This is a genomic window from Chromobacterium sp. (assembly GCF_041912965.1).
Taxonomy (GTDB): Bacteria; Pseudomonadota; Gammaproteobacteria; order Burkholderiales; family Chromobacteriaceae; genus Chromobacterium; species Chromobacterium aquaticum.
Map to the genome: position 1 here is coordinate 1 of NZ_JAYSGF010000025.1, position 25,152 is coordinate 25,152.

Here is a 25,152-nt window from a genome sequence, read left to right on the forward strand (position 1 = left end):
CGGCGAGGATGTCCTCGGCCGGGGTGATGATCTGGCCGCCGCCGGGGAAATCCGGGCCGGGCACGTATTGCATCAGCGCCGCGGTGTCCAGTTCCGGATTGTCCAGCAGCGCGACGCAGGCGCGGGCCACCTCGGTCAGATTGTGCGGCGGGATCTCGGTGGCGAGACCCACGGCGATGCCGGAGGCGCCGTTGAGCAGCACCATGGGCAGGCGCGCCGGCAGCAAGCGCGGTTCTTCGAAGGCGCCGTCGTAATTGGGCACGAAGTCCACGGTGCCCATGTCGATTTCCGACAGCAGCAGATCGGCGATCGGCGTCAGCCGCGCCTCGGTGTAACGCATCGCCGCCGCGCCGTCGCCGTCGCGGCTGCCGAAGTTGCCCTGGCCGTCGATCAGCGGATAGCGCAGCGTGAAGTCCTGCGCCATGCGCACCAGCGCCTCGTAGGCGGAGCTGTCGCCGTGAGGATGGTACTTACCCAGGATCTCGCCGACCACGCGCGCCGATTTCACCGGCTTGGCGCCGTGGGCCAGGCCCATGTCGCGCATCGCGTACAGGATGCGGCGCTGCACCGGCTTCTGGCCGTCGGCCACTTCCGGCAGCGCGCGGCCCTTGACCACGCTCATCGCGTATTCCAGGTAGGCGCGCTCGGCGTACAAGTCCAGCGGAATCCACTCGCCGTCGGCAGTGTCGGCAGGGGGCGCGGGCGGCGGCGGAGGGGTCAGGTCGGCGGCGCTGTCCGGCAGGTTTTCGGCAAACAGATCGTTATCGTTCATATGGGCAAGGCAGGATGTGAAATCGGTTAGCGTCCATAGGCCGGCGCTTGCGCCATGGCAAACGCCGTCTTCACGGTTATAGCTGGCGGCGGCGGCTTGACGTAATCTTGGCGACGACGCGCCGCGCGCTTGGAACCTGTTTACGATCTCAGATCGTAAACAGGTTCTTAGAGCCGGCAACAGGCAATGGACCAGTTTGGGGGGATTCTACTATGGCAAACCGTGTAGCGTGGCACTGCCACCGTTTCGACGGCTTCACGCCGCTGGCTTTGTACCGGGTGCTGCAACTGCGCGACCGGGTGTTCGTGGTGGAGCAGCAATCCATCTACGGCGATGTCGACGGGGTGGACCCGCATTGTCTGCATCTGTCCGGCCACGACGACGGCGGCCGGCTGCTGGCCTATGCGCGCCTGATCGCGCCGGGGGAGAAATACCCGGACGCGGCGGCGATAGGCCGGGTGGTGGTGGCGCCGGAGGCGCGCGGCCAAGGTCTGGGCAAGGCGCTACTGGCGCAGGCGGTGGCGCAGTGCCGCGCGCATTTTCCGCAGGCGGCGATGATGTTGTCGGCGCAGACCGACGCGCAGGCCCTGTATGAGAGCTTCGGTTTTGGCGTGGTGTCCGAGCCCTACGACGACGGCGGCATTCCGCATGTGGACATGCGGCGCGAGGCTGGCGTCTGAGAACCTGTTTACGATCTGCTGCGCGTCGGCGGAATAGTTAGACAAGGGCGTTGAAAACGCTTTCAGAATGCTCATGTACCCCCTGTACATTCCGCTTCTTCAACCGTTTTCGCCTTAGCTCGCGAGATCGTAAACACGTTCTGAGCGCTCGCGGCATGGCCCACAATGAAAAACCCACCCCCGCGAGGGGGTGGGCGCATCAGGCCGGGCATTGGGCTCAGCGTTTGACCGCCGGGCCGTCGCTGCCCAATTCCACCGCGTAGGCCAGCGCCAGCTGCGAGAACTTCAGCGCGTGGCGCGCCTGGTTGCCGGCGCTGGCGAGGGTGTCGCGCACGGTGTGGATGTTGGGGTTGGACTGGTTGAAGGCGGACTCGAACGGGAAGGACGCCGGGTAGCCGTTCTTGTGCCAGGAGGCGTGGTCCGAGCACGCGTAGCCGCAAGAGCTGTAGCCCACGGTCAGATTGGGCAGATAGGTTTCGGCCAGATTGGCGAGGAAGGTGTTCTGCGCCGAGTTGGTGTAATCGGTGAACAGGAAGATGTCGTCCTCGCTGCCCTGGTAGTTGGTCATGTCCAGCTGCAAGGCGCCCACCACGTTGACCTTCTGCTGCTTGTAGCGGTTGGCGATGTCGGAGGAGCCGCGCAGGCCCACTTCCTCCGCCGCGTAGGCCATGAACTTGATGGTGCGGCGCGGCTGGTAGTTGTTGGCCAGCAGCACGCGGATCACCTCGGTCAGGCTGGCGATGCCGGAAGCGTCGTCGTCGGCGCCCGGCGCGCGGCTGTTCTCGCCGGTGCCGCTGCCCACGGTGGAGTCCAGATGGCCGCCCAGCACCAGGGTTTCGGCGGCGTTGTCCTTGCCCTTGATGGTGAGGATCACCGATTTCTGCGGCCAGGCGCTGTGGGCGAACTGTTCCACGCTCACGTCGCTGCGGCCGGCGGCCAGCTGCCGCCACTGGTTGGCGATCCAGTTGGACGCGTTGACGCCGTGGCTGGTGGTGTAGAAGCGGTTCTGGTGGTTGGACAGGGACTGGATGGTGCCGAGGATATTGCTGTCCTGCAGCTGCGGCAGCAGCTTGTTGACGGTGGCCTGGTCGTTGATCTGGTAGCTGGGCAGCAGGGTGCTGGCCACCGGGGCCTTCAGCGCGCCGCGCGCGTCCTGCAGATCCTTGTGTACGATGAAGCCGCCGCAATGGCGCAGGCTGTGGTGGATGGCGTCCGACAGTTGCGGCAGCACGCTGTCGTCCACCTGCACCAAGTGGACTTTCTCGGTGGCCACGCCCTTGGCGGACACGCCGGCCGGCAGCGCGCTCACCGCCAGCTGGCGGCTTTCCTGGCTGCGGCTTTTCGGGCTGACCTGCTGTAACAGTTGATAGGCGTTGTCGCCGATGGAAATCCATACCGGCGCGGCCTGGGCGGCGCCGGCCAGGCTGGTGGCGGCCAGGAGGGCGACGAGACTTGGTTTGAGAGCGAACATAGGGGGATTCCTGAGCGGTGCCGGCCATGGGCGGACCATGGCCGGCGAGTGGGTCGGTGGAAGCGCGGGCCGTCAGGGCCGCGCGCTCAGGGGGTCACTCAGCTATCGCAAGCCACGCCCACGGCGGTAAAGGCCTTGGTGACGTCGGCGCTGTTGTAGCCACGCGCTTCGGCCGCTTTTTCAACGCCGCAAGCGGCGCTGTTGTAAGTGGCGTTGGCGGTCCAGTACAGGCGGTTGGCGTCCACGAACACTTCAAAGGCCTTGCGGGTGTTCCAGCCCGGGCTGGTGGCGATCAGGTAGAAAGCCTTGTTGTACACGCCGCTGGAGTAGTGCACGTCCAGGCCGCTGGTGTAGTCATTGGCGTGACCGATGGAACGGCCGTCCTTGGTCGGATCGGCGAAGTAGCGCAGCGCGCCGGTTTTCTTGAAGATCTCCGCGCCCACCAGGAAGTCGTTCTTGCCCTTCATGTAGTACTCGGCGGCTTCGCCGGCCATGTCGGAGAACGCTTCGTTGATGCCACCGGACTGTTCGCTGTAGACCAGGCCGGAGTTCTGCTCGGTGAAGCCGTGGCTGACTTCATGAGCGGACACATCCAGCGACACCAGCGGATAGAAGCGGGTGGCGCCGTCGCCGAAGGTCATCGCGCTGCCATCCCAGAACGCGTTTTCATAGTTGCGGCTGTAGTGCACCTTCATCAGCAGCTTCTGGTTGATCGGGCGCAGGTTGAACCAATCCTTGTACAGATTGAACACCACATTGCCAAAGTAGTGGGCGTCGTTCAGCGGCGAGTAGGCGCCGTTGATGGCTTTGTAGGTGTTGGTGGGGCAAGCGAACTTGTACGGGGTGGTGCCGCTGGTGCCGCCGTTCAGGTTGACGGTGGCGACATTGCCGCTGTCCATCTTGCAATCGCTGGTGACGACCAGCGGGCCGTAGTCGGTGCCATACAGATACTTGCCGGTCTTGGCGTTGCCGCCGGGGCCGTTGGCGTCGTTGTGGTTCAGGCCTTCCCACTGCTTCAGCACCTGGCCGCTATTGGCGTCCACGATGAAGTGCGGGCGGCTGGGTTCCTTGCCGCCGTCCACCATGAAGGACACCAGGTACACCAGCTGGGCGGTGTTGCGCTTGTCCAGGCGCACCACCAGCTCGGTCTTCTCGTTGCGGGTTTCGTAGCCGTTGGCCTTCAGCGCCTTGGCGTTGGCCAGCACTTGAGAGGCGCTGAGCGCCGGCTTGACCGAGGCCAGGTCCGAGGCGATGCCGCGCACATAGTAGCCGGACAGCTTGCTCGCCGCGGCGGAGGCCGAGCCTTTGGCGAACTGCTTCTCCTCGACCACGGCTTCGCCCCATACCGGCACGCCCTGATAGTACTGCTGGTAGCGGGTGATGACTTTGCCGTTGGGGAATTGCGAGCTGCGCTGCGCCTTCAGTTCGCCTTGGTTGATGCCGGCGGCGCTGAACGCGCTGGTGCCGGCGACGAGTTTGCTGGATTTGGTCAACGCATCCAGGTTGACGCGCTCGGCGGCGTGGGCGGAGCCGTAAGCCAGGGCGAGAGCGGACAGCACCAGGGCGCGAACCATCGCAGTTTGGGTTTTCATCACGAAGTTTTCTCCAATGTAGATCAGCGGGACACGGTAATGGCCCGCGTCAAGCCGGCTAGCCTTGCGTAAAGACCGCCGGCGCCGGACGGGCTTGCGCCCGTCGTTGCGGACGTCGGGAAAACGTTTCGGGTGTGGCGGGCGCCACCTGCCAGGAAAGGTCTTCACCGCGTCCTGCATGCATTCCCGACATGGGACATCCCTCTGGGGATTGGAAAAAGGAACGGCTGAAATCAGAGGGCGTTGGCTTGGCTTGTTCTGTCGGCCACTTGCCAAATGCATGAATGATGTATTGTTTTTTCCGGCTTGATATGCATCTGTCCTAACGGTCAGTTGCCTGGGACCCGCTCGCGGCCGGCATGAGCCAAATCAAAGCGGGATGCCGCATTTTTGCGGCAATGGAGGACGCGGGTGAAACATCAAGAAAATGAAAAGCCGCATCATCCCGATGCGGCTTGTTGTGATGCGGCAACATCCAAATTGCTATAAAAGCGGACAAACTGTCTAATTTTGGAAGGTTGCAGTTTTTTGCTTATGCGTAAAATTCATGATTTCAATGAGTTGCCCTCACCGGAGACCGGTTCACGGCGCTAGCCGCGCTATCGCCCAGCCGCCGTTTTCCCGCAAGGAATACTGTACCCGGTCGTGCAAGCGGCTGGGTCGGCCCTGCCAGAACTCCAACCGGTCCGGCGTCACCGCGTAGCCGCCCCAATGCGGCGGCCGCGGCACGTTCAGCGGGTGCTTGACCCCGAACATCGCCGCGCGCGTCACCAGCACGCTCTTGGAGCTGATTTCGCTGCTCTGCTCGCTGGCCCAGGCGCCGACGCGGCTGGTGTAGGGACGGCTGGCGAAATAGGCGTCGGACACCTCCGGCGCCACCTGGGCGGCGCGGCCCTCGATGCGAATCTGCCGCTCCAGCTCCGGCCAGAAGAAGGTCAGCGCCACATAGGGGTTATCGCTCAGCTGGTGGCCCTTGCGGCTCAGATAATTGGTGTAGAACAGCAACTGGCCGTCTTCCACGCCCTTGAGCAGCACGATGCGCGAGGTGGGGCGGCCGTCCGCCCCGGCGGTGGCCAGGTTCATCGCCGTGGGTTCCGGCGCTTGCGCGGCGATGGCTTCGTTCAGCCAGCTCTCCAGTTGCGCCAGCGGGTCCGGCAGGCACTCCTCCGGCGACAATTCTTTCTTGGAAAAATCCTTGCGGATGTCTGCGAGGTTCAGCGACATTTCATCCTCCTTGGGCGCTCATCTTATGCCAGTTTGCCGCGGTGGGATAAGGCCGCAGATCAAACCTTGCGCACTCGCCATAGCCGTCGAACGCGACGGCGACGGCGCCATCGCGCTGGAGCGCAGGACTTGAGGTTCAAGTTAGGCTAAAATACCCCATTTCACTGCCGCGGCTTTTCCGCCCATGCATCTGTTCGCCCTTGGTTTGAACCACCATACCGCACCGCTCTCCATCCGGGAAAAGCTGGCTTTTCCTGCGGAGGTGTTGCCCAAGGCGCTGGACAGCCTGGTCAGCTCGCATGCGGCGCGCGAGGCGGCCATCGTCTCCACCTGTAACCGCACCGAGATCTATTGCACCGGCGGCGATCCGCAGGCGGCGCTCAGCTGGCTGGCGCAGTATCACGGCCTGGCGCTGGCGGAGATGCAGCCCTATCTGTACCAGCTGGACGAGGCCAATGCCGCGCGCCACGCTTTCCGCGTCGCCTCCGGCCTGGATTCCATGGTGCTGGGCGAGACTCAGATCCTGGGCCAGTTGAAGGACGCGGTGCGCAGCGCCGAGCACGCCGGCACCATGGGCACCCTGCTCAACGGCCTGTTCCAGCGCACCTTCGCCGTGGCCAAGGAAGTGCGCTCCAACACCGCGGTCGGCGCCAGTTCGGTGTCGATGTCGGCGGCGGCGGTCAAGCTGGCCGAGCAGATCTTCCCCACCATAGGCGAACTGAACATCCTGTTCGTCGGCGCCGGTGAAATGATAGAGCTGGTGGCCACCCATTTCGCCGCGCGCAATCCTTCCTGTATCACCGTGGCCAACCGCACGCTGGAGCGCGGCCAGCGGCTGGCGGAGCAGTTTGGCGGCAATGCCGTCACCCTCTCCGAGCTGCCGGACATCCTGCCGCGCTACGATGTATTGGTCACCTCCACCGCCAGCCAGTTGCCCATCATCGGCAAGGGCATGGTGGAGCGCGCGATCAAGGCGCGCCGCCACCGTCCCATCTTCATGCTGGACCTGGCGGTGCCGCGCGACATCGAAGTGGAAGTGGGCAAGCTGGCCGACGTGTTCCTGTACAGCGTCGACGACATCGCCAGCGTGGTGGAAGTGGGCAAGGAAGCGCGCCAGAGCGCGGCGGCGGAAGCCGAAACCATCATCCAGGCCCGGGTTTGCGAGTTCAGCGACTGGCTGAAAAAGCGCGAAACCGTGCCGCTGATCCGCGCGCTGCGCGACGACGCCGACCGGCTGCGGCGCGTGGCGCTGGACGCCGCGCTCAAGCAGCTGGCGCGCGGCGAAGCGCCGGAGCGGGTACTGGAAACCCTGTCGGTGCAACTGACCAATAAATTGATGCACCCGCCCACCCGGGCCTTGTCGTCCGGGCGCGGCGCGGAGCATGACGCGCAGGTGGAAGCCGTCGCGCGTCTTTATCGTTTACACCCGGAGTCGTAATGAAAGCGTCGATTGCGGCCAAACTGGCGCAACTGGCCGACCGTCTGGAAGAGGTGACCCACCTCCTGGCCAGCGAGGCGGCCACCCGAGATATGGATGCGTTCCGCAAGCTCACCCGCGAGCATGCCGAACTCTCCCCGGTGGTGGAAACCTACCACAGCTACCGCCAGTGCGAGAGCGACATCGCCGCGGCGGAAGAGATGCTGTCGGACCCGGAAATGAAGGAATTCGCCCAGGCGGAAATCGCCGAGGGCAAGGACAAGCTGACGGCGCTGGACCTGGAGCTGCAGAAGCAACTGCTGCCCAAGGATCCCAACGACGAAAAGAACATCTTCCTGGAAGTCCGCGCCGGCACCGGCGGCGACGAGGCGGCGCTGTTCGCCGGCGACCTGTTGCGCATGTACACCCGTTACGCCGAGCGCAACCGCTGGCAGGTGGAGATCGTCTCCGCCAGCGAATCCGATCTGGGCGGTTATAAAGAGGTCATCGTGCGCCTGATCGGCTTTGGCGCTTATTCCCGGCTCAAGTTCGAATCCGGCGGCCACCGCGTGCAGCGGGTGCCGGCCACCGAGACCCAGGGCCGCATCCACACTTCGGCCTGCACCGTGGCGGTGATGGCCGAGGCCGACGAACTGGCCGACGTGGTGTTGAACCCGGCGGATCTGCGCATCGACACCTTCAGGGCCAGCGGCGCCGGCGGTCAGCACATCAACAAGACCGATTCCGCGGTGCGCATCACCCATATTCCGACGGGGATTGTGGCGGAGTGTCAGGACGGACGCTCCCAGCACGCCAACAAGGCCAGCGCGATGCAAGTGCTGGCGGCGCGCATCATGGACATCCAGCGCCGCGAGCAGCAGCAAAAGGAGGCGGCCGAGCGCAAGAGCCTGATCGGCTCCGGCGACCGTTCCGAGCGCATCCGTACCTATAACTATCCGCAAGGCCGCATCACCGACCATCGCATCAACCTGACCTTGTACAAGCTGGACTACGTGATGGACGGCGATCTGAGCGAGCTGACCGATGCCTTGATCGCCGAACAGCAGGCGGAACTGCTGGCGGAATTGGGCGAGTGACAGCCTACGGTACTAGCAAGGATTATTGCGTTGCCGCTGCCGGCGCAACGCGCTACACTCGCAGACTCAAGAACGGGCGGATTTCCGCCCGCGCCCGCTTGGCGGCCTGATCGCCGCGCGGGCTTATTCTCCGAACTTTGGGCCACTCGATAGTGGCCTTTTTTCTTGCCTGCTCGCCGCGCGTGGGCAAAAAAAAGGCCGGGCCCTGTCTGAACCCGGCAATGCCCAACGTGGATTGGCAGTCAATCTGGCGCCGCCGCATTCAGCAGCCGCGCGATAAGTGGTGGAAATTCCCCATTGCAAGCGGATGTCATTCTGTAATATTTATAATCCGTTACTATTCCAGTGCGGATAAAACGCCGGGCTTGGGGAAGACGCCGCCGAGCACGCCGACAGGCTAGGCCCGTGTGCAAGGCGCCGCGTCAGGAATCGGGACGCGCGGCCAAGCGGACCCGCCATGCAATCCGGAGGCAGGCGACAAATGCCATGCCATTGATGCATGGCTGCCGGAATCCGCCCGTTGGCGGCCGCGCCGCGGCCAGCATGCCAAGCATACGATGTTGCGCTCGGCATGACAAAGCAGTTAATTTCATGATAACCATGATAAAAAGGCATGTAAGATGAAGCTGCCACCGCTGAATGCATTACGCGTGTTTGTCGTTGCCGCCGAGCATTTATCCTTCACCCGCGCCGCCGCCGCGCTGAGTCTGACCCAGGGGGCGGTCAGCCGCCATGTGCAGACTTTGGAGGAATACTACGGCGCCACCCTGTTCACCCGGCAGGCGCGCGGCCTGTCGCTGACCGCCGAGGGCGAGGCGCTGATCAAGCCGGCGCGCGAGGCCTTCCAACTGCTGAACGAGGCCAGCGAAGCGCTGCGGCTGCGGCAGAGCGATTTGCGCGTGCGCATGCCGCCCACCCCGGCGATGCGCTGGGTGCTGCCCAATCTGCCGGACTTCCAGACCCGTTATCCGGAATACACGCTGCACCTGGTGACCCAGCTGATCCACGACAAGCCGTTCAACCGCGCCGAATACGATCTGGCGGTGGTGGGCATGGCGCGCGCCGAAGTGGCGCCGGATCTGCGCACCGAATGCATTTGCCGCGAAAAACTGATCCCGGTCTGTTCCCCGGCCCTGCTCAATGGCAAGCACCCGCTGAACACCCCGGGCGATTTGCGCCACCACACCCTGCTGCACCCCTGGCGCGATCAGGACACCTGGAAGCGCTGGCTGAAGCTGGCCGGCGTCAACGGCGTAAATCCGGAAAGCGGCGTCACCTTCGACGCTTCCGAATACGCGCTGCACGCCGCCGTCGCCGGCATGGGTGTGACCCTGGCCCAGGTATCCATGGTGACTCAGGACCTGGATTCCGGCCGTCTGGTGATGCCTTTCGACACTGTGCTGGAAACCGAGTGGAGCTACTACCTGGTGTATCCGCACGAGCTGGCGGAGCTGCCCAAGGTCAAGGTGTTCCGCGACTGGCTGGTGGCCATCCTGGCCAAGAGCGAGGCCAGCAGCTGGCTGGCGCGGCGCGGTTACTGAAGCGCGCGGTGGCGCGGACGTGCCGCCGCCTAAGAACCTGTTCAAAGTCTGCTGCGCTTCGTGAGCCGTTGCACGGTGAGTACGAGCTCAAAATGCTCATGTACCACTTGTACATTCCGCTTTTTCGCTCGTTTTCGCCTTGCCTCGCCCTTGCTCGCGAGACTTTGAACAGGTTCTAAGATGCTGTTCTAAAGCCTGCTTTGTAAATCTTTGTGTCCGCCACTGGATTACGGAGCGATCTCGGCGCAAAATAATTGACTAGTCAATTATTGATGGGTCAATAGAAATGAACACCTTAGCCGCAACCGCTGGAGCGGCCGGCGCGCTGGATTTCCGCCAAAAAGTGCTGGCCATGCTCGGCCTGTGTTTCGTGCTGCTGATGGTGGCGCTGGACCAGACCGTGGTCGGCACCGCCATGCCCACCGTGGTGGCGGAGCTGCACGGCTTCGACCTGTACGCCTGGGTCGGCACTTCCTACCTGCTCACCTCGGTCATCACCGTGCCCATCTTCGGTAAGCTGGGCGACGATCACGGCCGCAAACCCTTCGTGCTGACCGCCATCATCCTGTTCACCGCCGCCTCCATGCTGTGCGGCCTGGCCCAGAACATGCTGGAGCTGGTGCTGGCGCGCGCGCTGCAAGGCGTGGGCGGCGGCATGCTGGTGGCTACCACCTTCGCCTGCGTGCCGGACATGTTCCCGGAAACCGCGCAGCGCCTGCGCTGGCAGGTGATGCTGACCGCCGCCTTCGGCCTGGCCAATGCGGTGGGCCCGACGCTGGGCGGTTTTCTCACCGAATATCTGGGCTGGCGCTGGGTGTTCTTCGTCAATCTGCCGGTGGGCGCGGCCAGCCTGTGGTTCGTGTGGAGCCATCTGCCGGCGATGCGCCGCACCGGCCCGGCCAGCAAGCTGGACTGGCAGGGCGCGCTGCTGATCGCCATCTTGCTGGGCTCGATGCAGCTGCTGGTGGAATGGCTGCCGCTGCATAAGCCGCTGTGGCTGATGGCCGGCCTGGGCCTGAGCGGCCTGGCCGCGCTGGGCCTGCTGCTATGGTGGGAACGGCGCTGCCCCAACCCGCTGCTGCCCCTGGACATGTTGAGCCACCGCAGCCTGGCGCCCTTGTTCGGCCTGTCGTTGCTGCTGGGCGGCGGCATGTTCGCGGTGATGTACTACGCGCCGCTGATGTTCCAGGGCGGCTTCGGCCTGTCGCCGAATCAGGCCGGCCTGCTGGTGACGCCACTGGTGGTGTGCATCACCCTGGGCAGCATTCTGAACGGGCGCATCGTCACCCGGGTGCGCCGCCCGACGCGGCTGCTGGCGCTGGGCTTGTTGTTGTTCGCCTTCACCGCCGGCGGGCTGGGCTGGGTGGACGCCGCCACCAAGCATTGGCTGGTGGCCGTGCTAATGGCGGTGGGTGGCTTGGGTCTGGGCCTGCTGCTGCCCAATCTGACCATCTTCGTGCAGCAGAGCGCGCCGCGTCAGCAACTGGGCGTGGCCACGGCGATGATACAGTCCACGCGGATGATAGGCGGCATGCTGGGCACCGCGCTGGTCGGCGTCTTCGTTACCCACCACTACGTGGGCGGCGTCAATGCATTGCCCATCGCGCCGCAGTGGCAGGGCTGGCTGCGCGATCCGCAGATCCTGCTCAGCGCCGAGACTTCCGCCCGTTTCGAACAACTGACGGCGGCGGCCCAGCTCAACGGCGGCGCGCTGCTCGGCGCCTCGCGGCTGGCGCTGGTGGACGCGATTCACGCCAGCCAGTGGCTGGTGGCGGCGCTGGTGGTGCTGGGCGTCTTGCTGGTGAGACGGGTGCCGCATGTAGAATTGCGCGATGTCAAAACCAAAACGGCGGTCATCCATGACTGAGCGCGCCCCCAATCTGTTGCAGCAAATCGGCCGCACCGGCCGCGCGATGTACGCGGCGTTTGAACAGCAAGTGGGCTATCCCTTGCCGCGCTGGCGCATCCTGGCGGCCTTGATCGACCTGGAACAGGCGACGCAGAAACAGCTGGCCACCCGGCTGTCCATGGACCCCGGCGCCTTGACCCGGCAGTTGAAAGCGATGGAGGGGGACGCGCTGGTGCGCCGCATCACCGACCCGGCCGACAACCGCCAGACCCTGGTGACGCTGGCGCCGGCGGGACAGGTGCTGATAGACGAGGTGCAGCCGCGGCGCGAAGCGTTTTTCCGGCACGCGCTGGCGGATATTCCCGCCAGCCAGATGGAGACCACGCTGGCGGTGCTGCACCGGCTGGAGCAGCGCTTCCGCGATCAGGATTAGAGCCGGCGCCGCCGGCTGGCGGCGCTCATTCCTGCGGCTGCCACTGATAGGTCTTCAGCACCGTCTTGATGCGGCCGCTTTTCTGCAGGCGGTCTATCGCCTGGTTCAGCTGCGCCACCTTGATGTCGGAATGCGGCGACACCGCGCACATGGTGGGCATGAAGGTAACCACCAGCGGATGCAGCTTGAGCGAGGCGGCTTCCTGCGGCCAATTGCGCGCCCAGGCGGCGAACTCCAGCTCCGACACGATGGCGACGTCGCTCAATCTTTTCTGCACCGACTTCACCAGCAGCTCCATCCGCGCCTCCTCGTTGTGCGAGGCCGGGTTGCTGCGCCAGAAGCGTTCCAGCGTCGGGTAGTTGTAGCCGCGGATGGTGACGATGCGCTTGCCGGCGAGATCGCCGGTCTGGCGCAGCTCGGTGGTTTGCTTCAGCGTCAGCGGGCGCTCGAGCTGGGGATAGATTTCGTGGGTCCAGCCCAGCCGCGCCGCATTGCCGAACCAGTCCGGGTTGGCGTTGCAGACGATGTCCACGCGCCCGGTTTCGATGGAAACCTCCACTCGCTTGCGGGCGATCAGCATGAATTCGGGCCGCATGCCCAGTTCCGATGCCAGCATCTCGCCGATATCCTTGGACAGCCCGCTGCGCAGATGCTCGCCGTCCGGCGACAGCACCACCACCGGCGCCGCGTCGGTATCCGCCACGCCTATCCGCAAATTGCCCGCCGTCCAGGCCTCCTCGCCCCATGCCGCAGCCAGTCCCGCCAGCAGCCACAGCTTATTCGTAATCGCCATATGGATCTTCTCTCTTTATTCTTAAGCAAGCGTCCGAACAGTTGATCGCGAGTGTTAAGATGATCTTTTGAGTCCGTTGCACTTGTTATTGTTGTAGACAAAAAAAGTTCAGCCGCCATGACAAAAACATCCCCGCATTGCCTCCGGCAACACCTTGACCAGCGCATCCTGATCCTGGACGGCGGCATGGGCACCATGATCCAGCGCCATCAGTTGCAGGAGGCCGATTACCGGGGAGAACGCTTTGCCGACTGGCCTTGCGACGTCAAGGGCAACAACGACTTGCTGGCGCTGACGCGCCCGGACGTGATCGGCGGCATCCACCAGGCTTATCTGGACGCCGGCGCCGACATCATCGAAACCAACACCTTCAACGCCACCTCCATCGCCATGGCCGATTACGCGATGGAAAGCCTGGTCTGGGAAATCAATCATGCCGCCGCCAGGCTGGTCAAGGAACTGTGCGAAAAGGCCAGCGCCGCCAATCCGGCCAAGCCGCGCTATTGCGCCGGCGTGCTCGGCCCCACCAACCGTACCTGTAGCATCAGCCCGGACGTCAACGATCCGGGCTACCGCAACGTCAGCTTCGACGAGCTGGTGAGGTCCTACACCGAGGCGATAGACGGCCTGGTGCAAGGCGGCGCGGACCTGCTGCTGGTGGAAACCATCTTCGACACCCTGAACGCCAAGGCGGCGGTGTTCGCCATCCATCGATATTTCGACGAGCGCCCGGACGCGCCGCGGCTGCCCATCATGATCTCGGGCACCATCACCGACCAATCCGGCCGCACCCTGACCGGGCAGACCACCGAGGCCTTCTACAACTCGCTGTCCCACGCCGACGCGGTCAGCTACGGCCTCAACTGCGCGCTGGGCCCGGACCTGCTGCGGCCCTATGTCGAGGAAATGGCGCGGGTGTCCGCCAGCTATGTGTCGGTGCACGCCAACGCCGGCCTGCCCAATGCCTTTGGCGGCTACGATCTTGAGCCGGAGGCGATGGGCGTGTACGTGCGCGAATGGGCGGAATCCGGCCTGATCAACATCGTCGGCGGCTGTTGCGGCACCACGCCGGAGCATATCGCCGCCATCGCCCGCGCGGTGGACGGCGTCGCGCCGCGGCCGCTGCCGCGGATCGAGGCCAAGTGCCGGCTGTCCGGCCTGGAGCCGTTCAACATCGGCGATGGCGATCTGTTCGTCAATGTTGGCGAGCGCACCAATGTCACCGGCAGCCGCGCCTTCGCCAAGCTCATTCTCAATGGCGATTATGCCACCGCGCTGGACGTGGCGCGTCAGCAAGTGGAAAACGGCGCCCAGGTCATCGATATCAATATGGACGAGGGCATGCTGGATGCCCACGCCGCCATGGTGCGCTTCCTCAACCTGATCGCGTCGGAGCCGGACATCGCCCGCGTGCCCATCATGATCGACTCCTCCAAGTGGGAAGTGATCGAGGCTGGCCTCAAGTGCATACAGGGCAAGGGCATCGTCAACTCGATCTCGATGAAGGAAGGTCGGGACAAATTTGTCGAGCAGGCGCGCTTGATCCGCCGCTACGGCGCCGCGGTGATCGTGATGGCCTTCGACGAAGCCGGTCAGGCCGACACCTATGCGCGCAAGATCGAAATCTGCGAGAACAGCTACCGCATCCTGGTGGACGAAGTGGGCTTCCCGCCGGAAGACATCATCTTCGACCCCAATATCTTCGCCGTCGCCACCGGCATCGAGGAGCACGCGCGCTACGGCCTGGACTTCATCGAAGCCACCGGCTGGATCAAGCAACAGCTGCCGCATGCCAAGATCTCCGGCGGCGTGTCCAACGTCTCCTTCTCCTTCCGCGGCAACAACAAGGTGCGCGAGGCCATCCACGCCGTCTTCCTCTACCACGCGATACAGCGCGGCATGACCATGGGCATCGTCAACGCCGGCGCGCTTGAGGTCTACGACGAGGTGGACCCGGAACTGCGCGCACGGATCGAGGACGTGGTGCTGATGCGCGCGCCCAAGGACGGCGGCGACGCCACCGAACACCTGATCGCGCTGGCGGAAAAATACAAGGGCGAAGCCACCGGCGAGAAAAAGGGCGAAGACCTGGCCTGGCGCGCGCTGCCGGTGGAAAAGCGGCTGGAACACGCTCTGGTCAAGGGCATCACCACCTTCATCGTCGAGGACACCGAGGAAGTGCGGCAGAAATCCGCGCGCCCCATCCACGTGATCGAAGGCCCGCTGATGGACGGCATGAACGTGGTCGGCGACCTGTTCGGCGCCGGCAAGATGTTCCTGCCGCAGGTGGTCAAATCCGCGCGGGTGATGAAGGCCGCCGTCGCCCACCTGGAACCCTTCATCGAAGAGGAAAAGATTCGCCTGGGCCTGGCCGACGCGCCGGCCAAGGGCGTGATCATCATGGCCACGGTCAAGGGCGACGTCCACGATATCGGCAAGAATATCGTCGGCGTGGTGCTGCGCTGCAATAACTACCAAGTGATAGACCTGGGCGTGATGGTGCCCTGCCAGAAAATCCTGGACGCCGCCATCGAACACAAGGCCGACATCATCGGCCTGTCCGGCCTGATCACCCCTAGCCTGGAAGAAATGAGCCATGTGGCCAAGGAAATGCAGCGCCAGGGCTTCAGCATCCCGCTGCTGATCGGCGGCGCGACCACATCCAAGGTCCACACCGCGGTCAAGATCGCCCCGCACTACCAGCATCCGGTGATCTATGTGCCGGATGCCAGCCGCGCCGTCGGCGTCTGCTCCAACCTGCTGTCCGACACCCTGCGCGACGGCTTCGTCGCGGAAAACCAGGCCGAGCAGGATCGCGCGCGCGAGGGCCACGCCAATAAGGCGAGCCGCAAGGTGGTGGGCCTGGAGCAGGCGCGGGCCAACAAGGAAGCGATAGACTGGGCCGCCTACCAGCCGCCCACGCCGCGATGGCTGGGCGTGCGTCGCTTCGAGCGCTACCCGCTGGCCGAGATCGCCGCCTACATCGACTGGACGCCGTTCTTCCAGAGCTGGGAGCTGGCCGGCCGCTTCCCGCGTATCCTGAACGACGAGATCGTCGGCGAATCCGCGCGCGCCTTGTACGAGGACGCGCAAGTGATGCTCAAGCAGATCATTGCCGAGAACTGGCTGGGAGCCAACGCGGTGATCGGCCTGTTCCCGGCCGCCAGCGTCAACCACGACGATATTGAAATCCGCGACCCGGACAACCGCGCCAGCCTGATGAGCTGGGTGGGCCTGCGCCAGCAACTGCCCAAGATGGACGGCAAGGCCAACTGGGCGCTGGCCGACTACATCGCGCCGCGGGACAGCGGCGTGCAGGACTATATCGGCGCCTTCGCCGTCACCGCCGGCATCGGCATCGAGCCGCACGTCCAGCGCTTCGAGGACGCCGGCGACGACTACTCCTCCATCCTACTCAAGGCGCTGGCGGACCGGCTGGCCGAAGCCTTCGCCGAATTGATGCACGCCCGCGTGCGCCGCGAATTCTGGGGCTATGCCGCCGCCGAGCAACTGGACAACGAAGCGCTGATCGACGAAAAGTACCAGGGCATCCGCCCCGCGCCCGGCTACCCGGCTTGTCCGGATCACACCGTCAAGAGCGCGCTGTTCGAACTATTGGACGCGCCGGCCATAGGCATGACGCTGACCGAAGGCTACGCGATGCTGCCCACCGCCGCGGTGTCCGGCTTCTATCTCAGCCATCCGGCCGCGCGCTACTTCGGCGTCGGCAAGATAGAGCGCGACCAAGTGGCCAGCTACGCCGAACGCCGCGGCGTCAGCGTGGAACAGGCCGAACGCGACCTCGCCCCCAATCTGGGCTATGACGCCTGAGGCGCGCAAGCCCTGGCCCAGGCTGCTGCTGGCTAGCCTGATCTTCGGCGTCGGCGCCTGGCTGCTGTTCAGCTTCCGCGACCGCTACGTGGTGCTGTTGCTGGCCGGCGCGCTGCTGGCCTGGCAAGCGCTGCCGGCAGAATTTAAAACCCGCGCGCTGCTGCTGACCGCGGCGGGCTGTCTGCTTGATCTCACCGCAGTCAGCCTGGGGCTATACCGTTTCGCCGGCGTCGGCGCCCTGCCCTTGTGGACGGCGACGCTGTGGCTGAGCTTCAGTGTCTGGTGGTTGGCTTTGTTGAAAGACTGGCGGCCATCGCCGCGGCTGCTGGCCGTCATCGGCGCGATCGCCGGGCCCTTGGCCTATTGGGTCGGCATGCGCTTGCGCGCGCTGACGCCGGGCGTGTCGTTGTGGCTGATGCTGACGGCCTTGGCACCGCTGTGGGCGATATTGCTGGCCCTGACGCCGCGGCTGCTGCCGGCGGAGCCCGTGCGCGGCTGTGGATAAGCCAGGCATGCCTGGAGGGCTGTGGATAACTGGCGGTGTAGCCGCCTCCGTCCATTGAATGCCGGCTGGAATCAGATAAAAACCGCATCGTTGATGATGCGGTTTTTATTTATTTAATCTTCCAAAATAATATTCAATTCAAAATTAATTAAATATGGATTATTAAAATACGCGTCGGCACGGTGAAAATTAACAAACAGGCTATTTCATCTCCGGCAAGAATCATGTATTGCCCGTCAGGCCGGGCTTAGCGAAGAATAAATTAAAAGGTTTTAATAAAAACCTATGACCATGTTATTTCGCCGGCAGCGAGATATGAAAAATTCACGAATAAAAATCGTTTTTCAAATCACATAATATTTGCAACCGGACGGGAGCGCTCACGGCGGGGGATTGGCAGATCCCGCGCGGAGTCAGGCCCGCGGCCCGGCCGGTCTTTTTGGATGATGCAAGTGTAATAATGATTCTTGAAAAGGATATTCCGTGAAACAACTCATCGTCGCCTCATGCCTATTGGCCGGCGCGCAATTCGCCGCCGCCGCGCCGTTTTCTCCGGCGGAAACCCATTACGTCAAACTGGATTTCCGCAGCCCGTACGGCGGCAATATCTGCGGTGGTTCGCTGGTGGGGCCGGATCTGGTGCTGACCGCCTCTCATTGCATCCTGGATAACTGGAGCGGCGTGACCGCCCATTACGGCCGCCATTTCGCCCAGCGCGTCGACACCGAGCGCAACAACGCCAAGCCCAACTGGATCAAGTTCGACCATCACGGCGTGGCGGTGGATCTGGCATTGCTGAAACTGTCCCGTCCCATCGCCGGCGTCAACGGCGCCAAAACCGTGCCGGTGGTGGCGCAGGAAGACTGCAATGCCGCGCTTGGCGCGATGCAGGCCAATCTGCGCATGGCCGAGACCGGCGGCCAGCTGGCGGCCAGCCTGATGGACGTCCGCGTCGCCAATATCCAGCGGCTGGGGCCGTCGCCCTTGGCCAACGGCGTGTCCCTGCTGGCCAACGGCACCGTGGGCCGTGGCGGCGACTCCGGCAGCCCGCTGCTGTCGCCCAAGGGCGTGCAGGTGGGCGTCTACAACGGCAACGCCGGCAATGTTTCCGCCTTCGCCGCGCTGTGCAAATACGCGGGCAGCATCAAGGCCTGGTCCGAGGTGCTGAGCCCGTCCGCCAGCCAGACCCCGCCGCCCGGCGACTGGGTGTGGCCGGATGCCGCGCGACGCTGAAACGGCGCGCTAAGACCCGCTAACAAAACCCCTGATCCTGCGTTGCGCCTCCTTGTCGTACGACTTGTACTGCCTGCGTCGGCGCGCCTTGGCTCAGGTTCTCTGCGAGGTTTTGTTAGCGGCTCTAAATAAGAAAGCAGCTCGCGGGCTGCTTTTGCAATGGAAGCGGAGATCGGTTTACTCGCTGCGTCATGCTCCGAGACGCTCGGCAGATGGTAAACCGGTTTTCAGTGGCTTCCTGCCGGCGGCGGCCGGCTGCTCAACACCCCCTGGCGCTGCGCGTCGGCCAGATAGCCGGCGATCAGCGCCGCCTCCTCCGCCGTCAGCGGCGCCTTGAACGCCAGCCGCATTTTCTCGGTGATGTCCCGCCAGCGGGCCTCGGACAGCGGCGGTTGCAGGGCCGCGTAATCAGCGGAATGGCAGATCAGGCATTTTTGCAGCGCCGGCAAATAGCCGGAGTGGCTGGTGGCCGGGTACATCGCGGTCTCGTTGGGCAGGGCAATGCTGGTCGCGGCCGCCGCATGGCAGCAGGCCCAGGCCAGTATCGCCAGCATCCAGATCTTGTTCATCGTGTTCTCCTCATCCGTCCACCGTCACATCCACCCGCTCCACCACATTGCGCGCGTAACCGCCGGGGTTCCACGGCTGCTCCAGCGGCTGCCGCTCCCCACTATTGGCGGTGGCCCGCGCCATCAGCCGCAAGGCACCAGGCCGCACGTCTCGCAGCGTCAGCCGCCATGGGTGAAAGGCGAAACGGCTGGCGGCCTGGTCCAACCGCGCCGGCTGCCAACTGCGGCCGCCGTCGGCCGATACCTCCACGCCGCCGATGCCGCTGCCGCCGTCGAAGGCGATGCCGCGCAGCGTCAGCTGGCCGTCCGGCGCCGTCACGCGCTGGCCGCTTTCCAGATTGGTGATGAAGCTGCGCACCTTCAGCCGCTTCAAGCGCACTGTCTTGCCGGGCGGACTGCCTGGCGCGACGCCGTTGTCCGGCGTGTCCGGCACCACATAGGCCTGGCTGGCGAACCAGCCGTTGAATACATGATCGATCACCTCGATCTCCGACAAATGCTTCATCCAGTACGGCGCATAAAAGCCCGGCACCACCAGACGGATGGGGAAACCGTTCAGCACCGGCAAGGCTTGGCCGTTCATTTCCCAGGCAATCAGCACCTCCGGGTTCAGGGCGTCCGCCAGGTCCAGCGAGCGGATGAAGGCCGGCGTCGCCTCCAAGGCCGGCTGATCGGTGCCGCGGTAAGCGATCTGCATCGCGTCTGGGAGCGGGCCTGCCGCTTGCAGCACATCGCGCAGCCGCACGCCGGTCACTTCCACGCAGGCCATCGAGCCATTGCCCAACTGCGCGCCCGGCACGCGCGGCTGCATCAGCCCGCGGCCGTTGCCGGCGCATTGCAGCACCACGGTCTGACGCACGGTTTCAAAACGGCGGCGCAGCTCCGCCACGCTCAGCGACAAGGGCCGCCGCACCCTGCCCTTGATCACCAGCCGGTGCTCGGCCTCGTCGATGTCCAGCGGCTGGCCGGACAAGTGGTAGCGCACGAACACCGCCTCATTGGGCGTGATCAGGCCCTGATCGAACTGGCTGAACGGCGTTTCCAGATGCACTGGCCGCGTGGTGATGCGCAGCAGCGGCATTTTCTGCGGATACGGCACCCGTTCGCGCCAGCCGTTGGCAAAGCCCTGATCCAGCCAGTTCGCCGCCAGCGAGCGGCCGGACAGGCCCAGCAAAGCCATGGCGGCCAGCCCGCCTTTCAGCACCGCGCGGCGGCGTAGATCAAAGTCATCGGATTGCATGTCTGCCTCCATTAAGAAGCTGTTCAACGCCCCGCGCACTTGGGCGGGACAAGGCGCAAGCGGCTGAGAATGCGAAATTTATAGATAGCACATTGGCATTTCATGGCCATGTTCACTGTGCCTTCATCTCCGACGCGCAGGCACTTGCGGTGTGGGAGGCGGTGAACGGCAAGATGAAGACGAGCTTATTGCTTCAGCAGCCAGGCGACGATCTGGCGCAACTCCAGGTCCGACACCTGCGGATTGGGCGGCATCGGCACCGGTCCCCAGGTGCCGCCGCCGCCGGCCTTGATCTTGGCCTGTAATAACTGAGAGGCCCCGGCCTGACCGGCGTATTTCTTGGCTACCTCGCGATAGGACGGCCCCACCAGCTTGTGGTCCACCGCGTGACAGGACAGGCAGTTGTTCTTTTGCGCCAGAGCCAATGCCGGCTCCGTCGCCAGCGCCGGCATGGTCGCCAGCAGCAGCGCGGCGCCGACGGCCGCGAGTGAAACGCTATGCATCGCAATCTCCCATTGCTTGGTTTCCCGGCCGCGGCGCGGCGGAGATTGCTTATTAGTATATTGATGTGATTATTGGAATATCATTCGAATAATTGATAAGAATGATAAGTTCAGCTGCTGAACCATCAAGCAAGGGATGCTGTTGCCGCGGTGTGAGCAGCGTGGAGACGATCCGATAGCCGGGCCTGATCGCGACCTTGGCTTGCTTGTTTCCGACATTTTCCTTGTGCGGATTAATCTACAAACGCATAATCACTCGTCCTAAAAATGATATTTTGCTGTAAGAATGAATAGGTATTTCCCGTTTTCCCTTGCGGTGGCAGCCTGTCTGGTGCTCGCCGCCTGTTCCGGCGGCCCCGCCGCTCAGCCGGTACGCACTGGCGTGTTTGTCGACAGCCCGGTGGCGGGCCTGGACTACGACAGCGGCAGCCATGCCGGCAAAACCACCGCCAGCGGCGAGTTCCACTACCTGGACGGCGAAACGGTTGTCTTCCGCATCGGCAAGCTGGAACTGGGCCGCAGCTTGGGCGCGGCCCAGCTCACCCCGCTGCAACTGGCCGGCAGCCAGGACCCGGCCGAGCCCAAGGCGCTGCGCCAGGTGCAGCTGCTGCTGACGCTGGATGAAGACGGCAATCCCGACAATGGCATCCAGATCGCGGCGGAAATCGCCGCCCGCTTCTCGCGTAGCCAGAGTCTAGAGCAGGCTGGTGAACTGAAAACCCTGCTCGATCAGGCCGGCATCGCCCGCCGCCTGGTCAGCGTGGATCACGCCGCCAACCATTTCCGGCTCAGCCTGGCCGCCTTGCGCGCGCAAGCGCCCGCTCCGCGTTTCACCCCCATGGCCGAAGCCGACGGCACGCCGCTGCATGGCTCCACGCAACGCGCCGGCTGCGTGCAGGACAGGCAAACCGGTTTGATCTGGGAAGTGAAGGCCGAGCAAGGCCTGCGCAGCCAGTTCCACAGCTACTACGTCAGCGCCGGCGACAATCCGCAGCCGCCTGCCCAATGCGATGCTGGCCAGACGGATTGCCTGCTTGCCAGCTATGTCCAGGCGGTCCGGCAACAGAAGCTGTGCGGTTTCGACGATGAGACCGCGGGCGGCGATCGCGGTTGGCGCTTGCCCTCCGAGCGGGAGCTGAAGACGCTGCTGGACTGGAGCCAGCGCGATAAAGCCCAAGGTCTGCCGGCTCTGGATCGCTATGCGTTTCCGGATGCGGCGGCCACCTTCTACTGGACCGGCACCAGCCATTCCGAGGAGAGCACAGTGGCGGTGGCTTTCGATGACACTCACCGCAGCTTGGCCAGTCTCAGCCTGGGCCACGGCCAAGCGGCAAGGGTGCGTCTGGTGCGTGGCCCCAAACTGGCTGACGAGCCATTGCCGCATGGCGGTGCCAAATCCTCGCCGGGCTACGTCGCGGTCCGTTCCGACAGCCCATCCACCCTGCGCGCGGCCGGCCGTCCGCTCTGATCATCGGCGCCTCACTATTCCCCTGATGCCGCGCCGAGAACGGCGCGGTCTTCAAGCCCCCATCCAACCATCCCTCCATGGGCGCGCTTGAACCAGGCGCGACCCCGGCTTGCCTATCCCCGACATGCTTCTTGTACGAACAACTTTACAAACGCATAATCCGCTGTCTTTAAATAAAAATGATTATTAATTACAAAAATGCACTCGCGCCCCTTGCTCCCCCTCATTCTGGCAGGCAGCCTGGCCGTGGCCGCCTGCTCCGGCGGCCCCGCCGCCCAGCCGGTACGCACCGGCGTCTTCGTCGACAGCCCGGTGGCGGGCCTGGACTACGACAGCGGCAGCCACGCCGGTAAAACCACCGCCAATGGCGAATTCCGCTACCTGGACGGCGAAACCGTCGTCTTCCGCATCGGCAAGCTGGAACTGGGCCGCGGCCTGGGCGCAGCCCAGCTCACCCCATTGCAACTGGCCGGCAGCCAGAACCCGGCGGACCCGGCCGTGCTGCGCCAGGTGCAACTGCTGCTGACGCTGGACGAAGACGACAATCCCAACAACGGCATCCAGATCAGCGCCGACACCGCCGCCCGCTTCAGCCGCAGCCAAAGCCTGGCCCAGGCCGGCGAGCTGCAAACCCTGCTCGACCAGGCCGGCATCGCCCGTAGCGTGGTGGCCGCCGACTACGCCGCCAGCCACTTCCGCCTGAGCCTGGCCGCGCTGCGCGAACAGCCGCCCGGCCCGCGTTTCACCGCGTTGGCCGCAACCGACGGCGCGCCCTTGGCTGATGCCGGCGAGCGCGCCGGCTGCGTGCGGGACAAGCAGACCGGCCTGATCTGGGAAGTGAAGTCCGTGCAGGGCCTGCGCAGCCAATTCCACAGTTATTACGCCAGCGCCAGCCGCAATCCGGAACGCCCGGCCCAATGCGAGCCCGGCCAGGAAGACTGCCTGGCCGTCACCTACACCGAGGCCGTGACCAAGCAAAAACTCTGCGGTTTCGAAGACAGCGAAGAAGACATCGCCGAAGAACGCGGCTGGCGGCTGCCCACCGAGCGCGAACTGAAAACCCTGCTGGACTGGAGCCAGTACGACCGCGCGCGCGGCCTGCCGGCGATGGACCGCCATGCCTTCCCGGACGCCGAAGCCGCCTTCTACTGGACCGCCACCAGCCGTCGTGGCGAAGGCGCGTTGGCGGTGGCCTTCGACGACACCCATCGCACCCTGTCCAGCGTCAGTCTCAGCCTGGGCCAGCCGGCGCGGCTGCGCCTGGTGCGCGGCCCCAAGCTGGCCGACGACCCCAACCCGGAAGACAATCCGCCGCCGCAACCGGCCTACATCCCGGTCAGCGCCGATGGACAACTGGCCACGCCGGCCCAGGCCGCTTGCGTCGATGACAACCTGCACCCGGACAGCTGGCGCGACATCATCCTGTGGCAGGCCCGGCCACAGCCGGCCGGCGCCGCCAGCCTCAATCCGGCGCTGGCCGCGCTGCAACAGCAGCGCTTGTGCCAGCAGGACAATTGGCGGCTGTCCAGCGTGGCCGAAGCCAGCCGCTGGCTGCAATTGCAACAGGACAAGCACTATCCCGCCGCCAGCGCCGCCGCCCGAGTATGGGCGCGCGACGCGCGCGGCGCACTCTACGCGCTGGACCGCGACGGCGGGAAACAGAGCGCGGCCGAACTCGCCGGCCAGACCGCGCAGCCGCTGCTGCTCGCCCTCTCTATCCGCCCGGCCAAACCGCCGCAGCCGGACAGCGACGGCGAGGCGCCGGACGCCGCCCAGCTGGCGCAATGGCGGATCAGCTACAGCCAATACCTGCCCGGCGCGGAGCGCCAGGCGGCCTGGCCCGCGCCCACGCTGGACGCGGCGGCGCAGACCGGCTTCCGCGACCTGGGCCTGCTGCCGGCGGCGCCGTTTCCGGCCGACAACCCCTATAGCGCCGCCAAGGTTGCGTTGGGCGACAAACTGTTCCGCGATCCACGGCTGTCCCGCAACAACCGCATCGCCTGCATCAGCTGCCATGCGCCGGAACACGGCTGGAGCGATCCGCGCTCGGTATCCCAAGGCCACATCGGCCAATTGGGCGGCCGCAACGCCATGACTCTGCTCAACACCGCCTACGTCGGCGCGCTGTTCTGGGACGGCCGCGCCGCCAGCCTAGAAGAGCAAGCCAAGGGCCCGGTGGTCAATCCGCTGGAAATGCATCAGCCGCTAGGCCAGGCGGTGGCCAAGATCGCCGCCGCGCCGGAATACGCGCCGCTGTTCGCCGCCGCCTATGGCGACAGCCGCGTGGACCTGGAGCGCATGGCCAAGGCCATCGCCACCTTCGAGCGCACGCTGATCAGCCACGACAGCGCCTTCGACCGCTTTCTCAAGGGCGAGCGCGCCGCGTTGAACGACCAGGCGCTGTGGGGCCTGCACCTGTTCCGCACCAAGGCGCGCTGCATCAACTGCCACAACAGCCCGCTGCTGTCCGACAACCAGTTCCACAACACCGGCCTCAACTACATCGGCCGCGACAAGGAAGACCTGGGCCGCGGCGGCGTCACCGGCCTGCGCGCCGATTTGGGCAAGTTCCGCACCCCCACCCTGCGCGACCTGCTCTACACTGGCGACTACATGCACAGCGGCGACATGCCGCTGGATGAGGACGGTGCCGGCGTGATCGAGTTCTACAACAACGGCGGCAATCTGGTGGAAGCAGTGGGCGTGGAAAAATACACCCAGCCCAAGCCCTCGCCGCTACTCAAGCCGCTGGGCCTCAGCGCCGCGGAAAAGCAGGCATTGCATGCCTTCCTGCAAGCGTTGTCCGGCCCGCCGCGACTGCAGCCGGCCAGCGAGGCCGAGTTGTTCCGTCGTTGAGAAACGCTCACGCTCAGCCATGGCCCGGCCTCGCCGCCGGGCCGCGTTCGCGCTGGATTCCACTGGCGCAAACGCCGT

General features: G+C 64.8%; 19 protein-coding genes. 11 read left to right on the plus strand and 8 right to left on the minus strand.

The window, feature by feature from the left end; genetic code table 11:
• Positions 1 to 772, minus strand: a 772-nt coding sequence (locus ACE3QM_RS14105) for a DNA gyrase subunit A (protein ID WP_374422729.1), incomplete at its 3' end; no start/stop codon positions are given.
• A 212-nt stretch (positions 773 to 984) separates the two neighbouring features.
• Between ACE3QM_RS14105 and ACE3QM_RS14110 the strand changes: the two genes are divergently transcribed.
• Positions 985 to 1,452, plus strand: coding sequence for a GNAT family N-acetyltransferase (locus tag ACE3QM_RS14110; RefSeq protein WP_374422731.1), 468 nt, complete (start codon positions 985 to 987; stop codon positions 1,450 to 1,452).
• 217 nt (positions 1,453 to 1,669) lie between these two features.
• Here the strand turns inward: ACE3QM_RS14110 and ACE3QM_RS14115 are convergent, their stop codons facing one another.
• The 3 genes from ACE3QM_RS14115 to pdxH all read right to left on the minus strand — a co-directional run bounded on the left by ACE3QM_RS14115 (position 1,670) and on the right by pdxH (position 5,739).
• The gene (locus ACE3QM_RS14115; protein ID WP_231462176.1) at positions 1,670 to 2,923 is read right to left on the minus strand and encodes a M28 family metallopeptidase; all 1,254 of its coding nucleotides are present in this window, start codon (positions 2,921 to 2,923) and stop codon (positions 1,670 to 1,672) included.
• Between the two features lie 98 nt (positions 2,924 to 3,021).
• Positions 3,022 to 4,515, minus strand: coding sequence for a M4 family metallopeptidase (locus ACE3QM_RS14120; RefSeq protein ID WP_374422733.1), 1,494 nt, complete (start codon positions 4,513 to 4,515; stop codon positions 3,022 to 3,024).
• 582 nt (positions 4,516 to 5,097) lie between these two features.
• Positions 5,098 to 5,739: a pyridoxamine 5'-phosphate oxidase gene (gene pdxH / locus ACE3QM_RS14125; protein WP_048410132.1), complete on the minus strand. Its 642-nt coding sequence runs from the start codon at positions 5,737 to 5,739 to the stop codon at positions 5,098 to 5,100.
• A gap of 184 nt (positions 5,740 to 5,923) precedes the next feature.
• On the opposite strand from pdxH, the gene hemA reads away from it, so the two are divergent.
• The 5 genes from hemA (at position 5,924) to ACE3QM_RS14150 (ending at position 12,076) form a co-directional block, all read left to right on the plus strand.
• Positions 5,924 to 7,177: a glutamyl-tRNA reductase gene (hemA, locus tag ACE3QM_RS14130; RefSeq protein WP_048410133.1), complete on the plus strand. Its 1,254-nt coding sequence runs from the start codon at positions 5,924 to 5,926 to the stop codon at positions 7,175 to 7,177.
• A complete protein-coding gene (gene prfA / locus ACE3QM_RS14135) occupies positions 7,177 to 8,253 on the plus strand; it encodes a peptide chain release factor 1 (protein ID WP_231462174.1) in 1,077 nt (358 codons plus the stop codon). Before hemA ends, prfA begins: the two co-directional genes overlap by 1 nt.
• Positions 8,254 to 8,873: 620 nt before the next feature.
• Positions 8,874 to 9,794 carry a transcriptional regulator GcvA gene (gene gcvA / locus ACE3QM_RS14140; RefSeq protein ID WP_374422736.1) on the plus strand — a complete coding sequence of 307 codons (921 nt, stop codon included), beginning with the start codon at positions 8,874 to 8,876 and terminating at the stop codon, positions 9,792 to 9,794.
• Between the two features lie 286 nt (positions 9,795 to 10,080).
• Positions 10,081 to 11,661 (plus strand): MFS transporter, encoded by a 1,581-nt coding sequence (locus tag ACE3QM_RS14145; protein ID WP_374422738.1) that lies wholly within the window; start codon positions 10,081 to 10,083, stop codon positions 11,659 to 11,661.
• Entirely contained in the window at positions 11,654 to 12,076 is a 423-nt protein-coding gene (locus ACE3QM_RS14150) for a MarR family winged helix-turn-helix transcriptional regulator (RefSeq protein WP_231465343.1), read from the plus strand. The genes ACE3QM_RS14145 and ACE3QM_RS14150 overlap by 8 nt, the downstream gene beginning before the upstream one ends.
• Positions 12,077 to 12,101: 25 nt before the next feature.
• Here ACE3QM_RS14150 and ACE3QM_RS14155 read toward each other — a convergent pair whose 3' ends face one another.
• Positions 12,102 to 12,869 carry an ABC transporter substrate-binding protein gene (locus ACE3QM_RS14155; protein ID WP_048410137.1) on the minus strand — a complete coding sequence of 256 codons (768 nt, stop codon included), beginning with the start codon at positions 12,867 to 12,869 and terminating at the stop codon, positions 12,102 to 12,104.
• Positions 12,870 to 12,986: 117 nt separating this feature from the next.
• Here ACE3QM_RS14155 and metH point away from each other — a divergent pair, with 117 nt between their 5' ends.
• The 3 genes from metH (at position 12,987) to ACE3QM_RS14170 (ending at position 18,438) form a co-directional block, all read left to right on the plus strand.
• Entirely contained in the window at positions 12,987 to 16,700 is a 3,714-nt protein-coding gene (gene metH, locus ACE3QM_RS14160) for a methionine synthase (protein WP_374422742.1), read from the plus strand.
• Positions 16,690 to 17,205 carry a DUF2878 domain-containing protein gene (locus ACE3QM_RS14165; RefSeq protein WP_374422745.1) on the plus strand — a complete coding sequence of 172 codons (516 nt, stop codon included), beginning with the start codon at positions 16,690 to 16,692 and terminating at the stop codon, positions 17,203 to 17,205. Before metH ends, ACE3QM_RS14165 begins: the two co-directional genes overlap by 11 nt.
• 483 nt (positions 17,206 to 17,688) lie before the next feature.
• Positions 17,689 to 18,438 (plus strand): trypsin-like serine protease, encoded by a 750-nt coding sequence (locus ACE3QM_RS14170; RefSeq protein WP_231465338.1) that lies wholly within the window; start codon positions 17,689 to 17,691, stop codon positions 18,436 to 18,438.
• Positions 18,439 to 18,665: 227 nt separating this feature from the next.
• Here ACE3QM_RS14170 and ACE3QM_RS14175 read toward each other — a convergent pair whose 3' ends face one another.
• The 3 genes from ACE3QM_RS14175 to ACE3QM_RS14185 form a co-directional block, all read right to left on the minus strand.
• A complete protein-coding gene (locus tag ACE3QM_RS14175; protein WP_374422748.1) occupies positions 18,666 to 19,007 on the minus strand; it encodes a hypothetical protein in 342 nt (113 codons plus the stop codon).
• Positions 19,008 to 19,017: 10 nt separating this feature from the next.
• Positions 19,018 to 20,247 (minus strand): molybdopterin-dependent oxidoreductase, encoded by a 1,230-nt coding sequence (locus ACE3QM_RS14180; RefSeq protein ID WP_374422750.1) that lies wholly within the window; start codon positions 20,245 to 20,247, stop codon positions 19,018 to 19,020.
• A gap of 185 nt (positions 20,248 to 20,432) precedes the next feature.
• Positions 20,433 to 20,750 (minus strand): c-type cytochrome, encoded by a 318-nt coding sequence (locus ACE3QM_RS14185; protein ID WP_048410143.1) that lies wholly within the window; start codon positions 20,748 to 20,750, stop codon positions 20,433 to 20,435.
• A gap of 286 nt (positions 20,751 to 21,036) precedes the next feature.
• On the opposite strand from ACE3QM_RS14185, the gene ACE3QM_RS14190 reads away from it, so the two are divergent.
• Both ACE3QM_RS14190 and ACE3QM_RS14195 read left to right on the plus strand, forming a co-directional pair.
• Entirely contained in the window at positions 21,037 to 22,218 is a 1,182-nt protein-coding gene (locus ACE3QM_RS14190; RefSeq protein WP_374422752.1) for a DUF1566 domain-containing protein, read from the plus strand.
• 213 nt (positions 22,219 to 22,431) lie between these two features.
• A complete protein-coding gene (locus tag ACE3QM_RS14195) occupies positions 22,432 to 25,074 on the plus strand; it encodes a cytochrome c peroxidase (RefSeq protein ID WP_374422754.1) in 2,643 nt (880 codons plus the stop codon).
• Positions 25,075 to 25,152: the final 78 nt, after the last annotated feature.

What these genes read in the sequence shown, in the direction of transcription:
- ACE3QM_RS14185 (WP_048410143.1), bottom strand. Translation starts at nt 20,750, where the DNA reads ATGCATAGCGTTTCACTCGCGGCCGTCGGCGCCGCGCTGCTGCTGGCG.
- ACE3QM_RS14165 (WP_374422745.1), top strand. Translation starts at nt 16,690, where the DNA reads ATGACGCCTGAGGCGCGCAAGCCCTGGCCCAGGCTGCTGCTGGCTAGC.
- ACE3QM_RS14145 (WP_374422738.1), top strand. Translation starts at nt 10,081, where the DNA reads ATGAACACCTTAGCCGCAACCGCTGGAGCGGCCGGCGCGCTGGATTTC.
- hemA (WP_048410133.1), top strand. Translation starts at nt 5,924, where the DNA reads ATGCATCTGTTCGCCCTTGGTTTGAACCACCATACCGCACCGCTCTCC.
- gcvA (WP_374422736.1), top strand. Translation starts at nt 8,874, where the DNA reads ATGAAGCTGCCACCGCTGAATGCATTACGCGTGTTTGTCGTTGCCGCC.
- ACE3QM_RS14180 (WP_374422750.1), bottom strand. Translation starts at nt 20,247, where the DNA reads ATGCAATCCGATGACTTTGATCTACGCCGCCGCGCGGTGCTGAAAGGC.
- ACE3QM_RS14115 (WP_231462176.1), bottom strand. Translation starts at nt 2,923, where the DNA reads ATGTTCGCTCTCAAACCAAGTCTCGTCGCCCTCCTGGCCGCCACCAGC.
- metH (WP_374422742.1), top strand. Translation starts at nt 12,987, where the DNA reads ATGACAAAAACATCCCCGCATTGCCTCCGGCAACACCTTGACCAGCGC.
- ACE3QM_RS14190 (WP_374422752.1), top strand. Translation starts at nt 21,037, where the DNA reads ATGAATAGGTATTTCCCGTTTTCCCTTGCGGTGGCAGCCTGTCTGGTG.
- ACE3QM_RS14110 (WP_374422731.1), top strand. Translation starts at nt 985, where the DNA reads ATGGCAAACCGTGTAGCGTGGCACTGCCACCGTTTCGACGGCTTCACG.
- ACE3QM_RS14120 (WP_374422733.1), bottom strand. Translation starts at nt 4,515, where the DNA reads ATGAAAACCCAAACTGCGATGGTTCGCGCCCTGGTGCTGTCCGCTCTC.
- ACE3QM_RS14155 (WP_048410137.1), bottom strand. Translation starts at nt 12,869, where the DNA reads ATGGCGATTACGAATAAGCTGTGGCTGCTGGCGGGACTGGCTGCGGCA.
- prfA (WP_231462174.1), top strand. Translation starts at nt 7,177, where the DNA reads ATGAAAGCGTCGATTGCGGCCAAACTGGCGCAACTGGCCGACCGTCTG.
- pdxH (WP_048410132.1), bottom strand. Translation starts at nt 5,739, where the DNA reads ATGTCGCTGAACCTCGCAGACATCCGCAAGGATTTTTCCAAGAAAGAA.
- ACE3QM_RS14175 (WP_374422748.1), bottom strand. Translation starts at nt 19,007, where the DNA reads ATGAACAAGATCTGGATGCTGGCGATACTGGCCTGGGCCTGCTGCCAT.
- ACE3QM_RS14150 (WP_231465343.1), top strand. Translation starts at nt 11,654, where the DNA reads ATGACTGAGCGCGCCCCCAATCTGTTGCAGCAAATCGGCCGCACCGGC.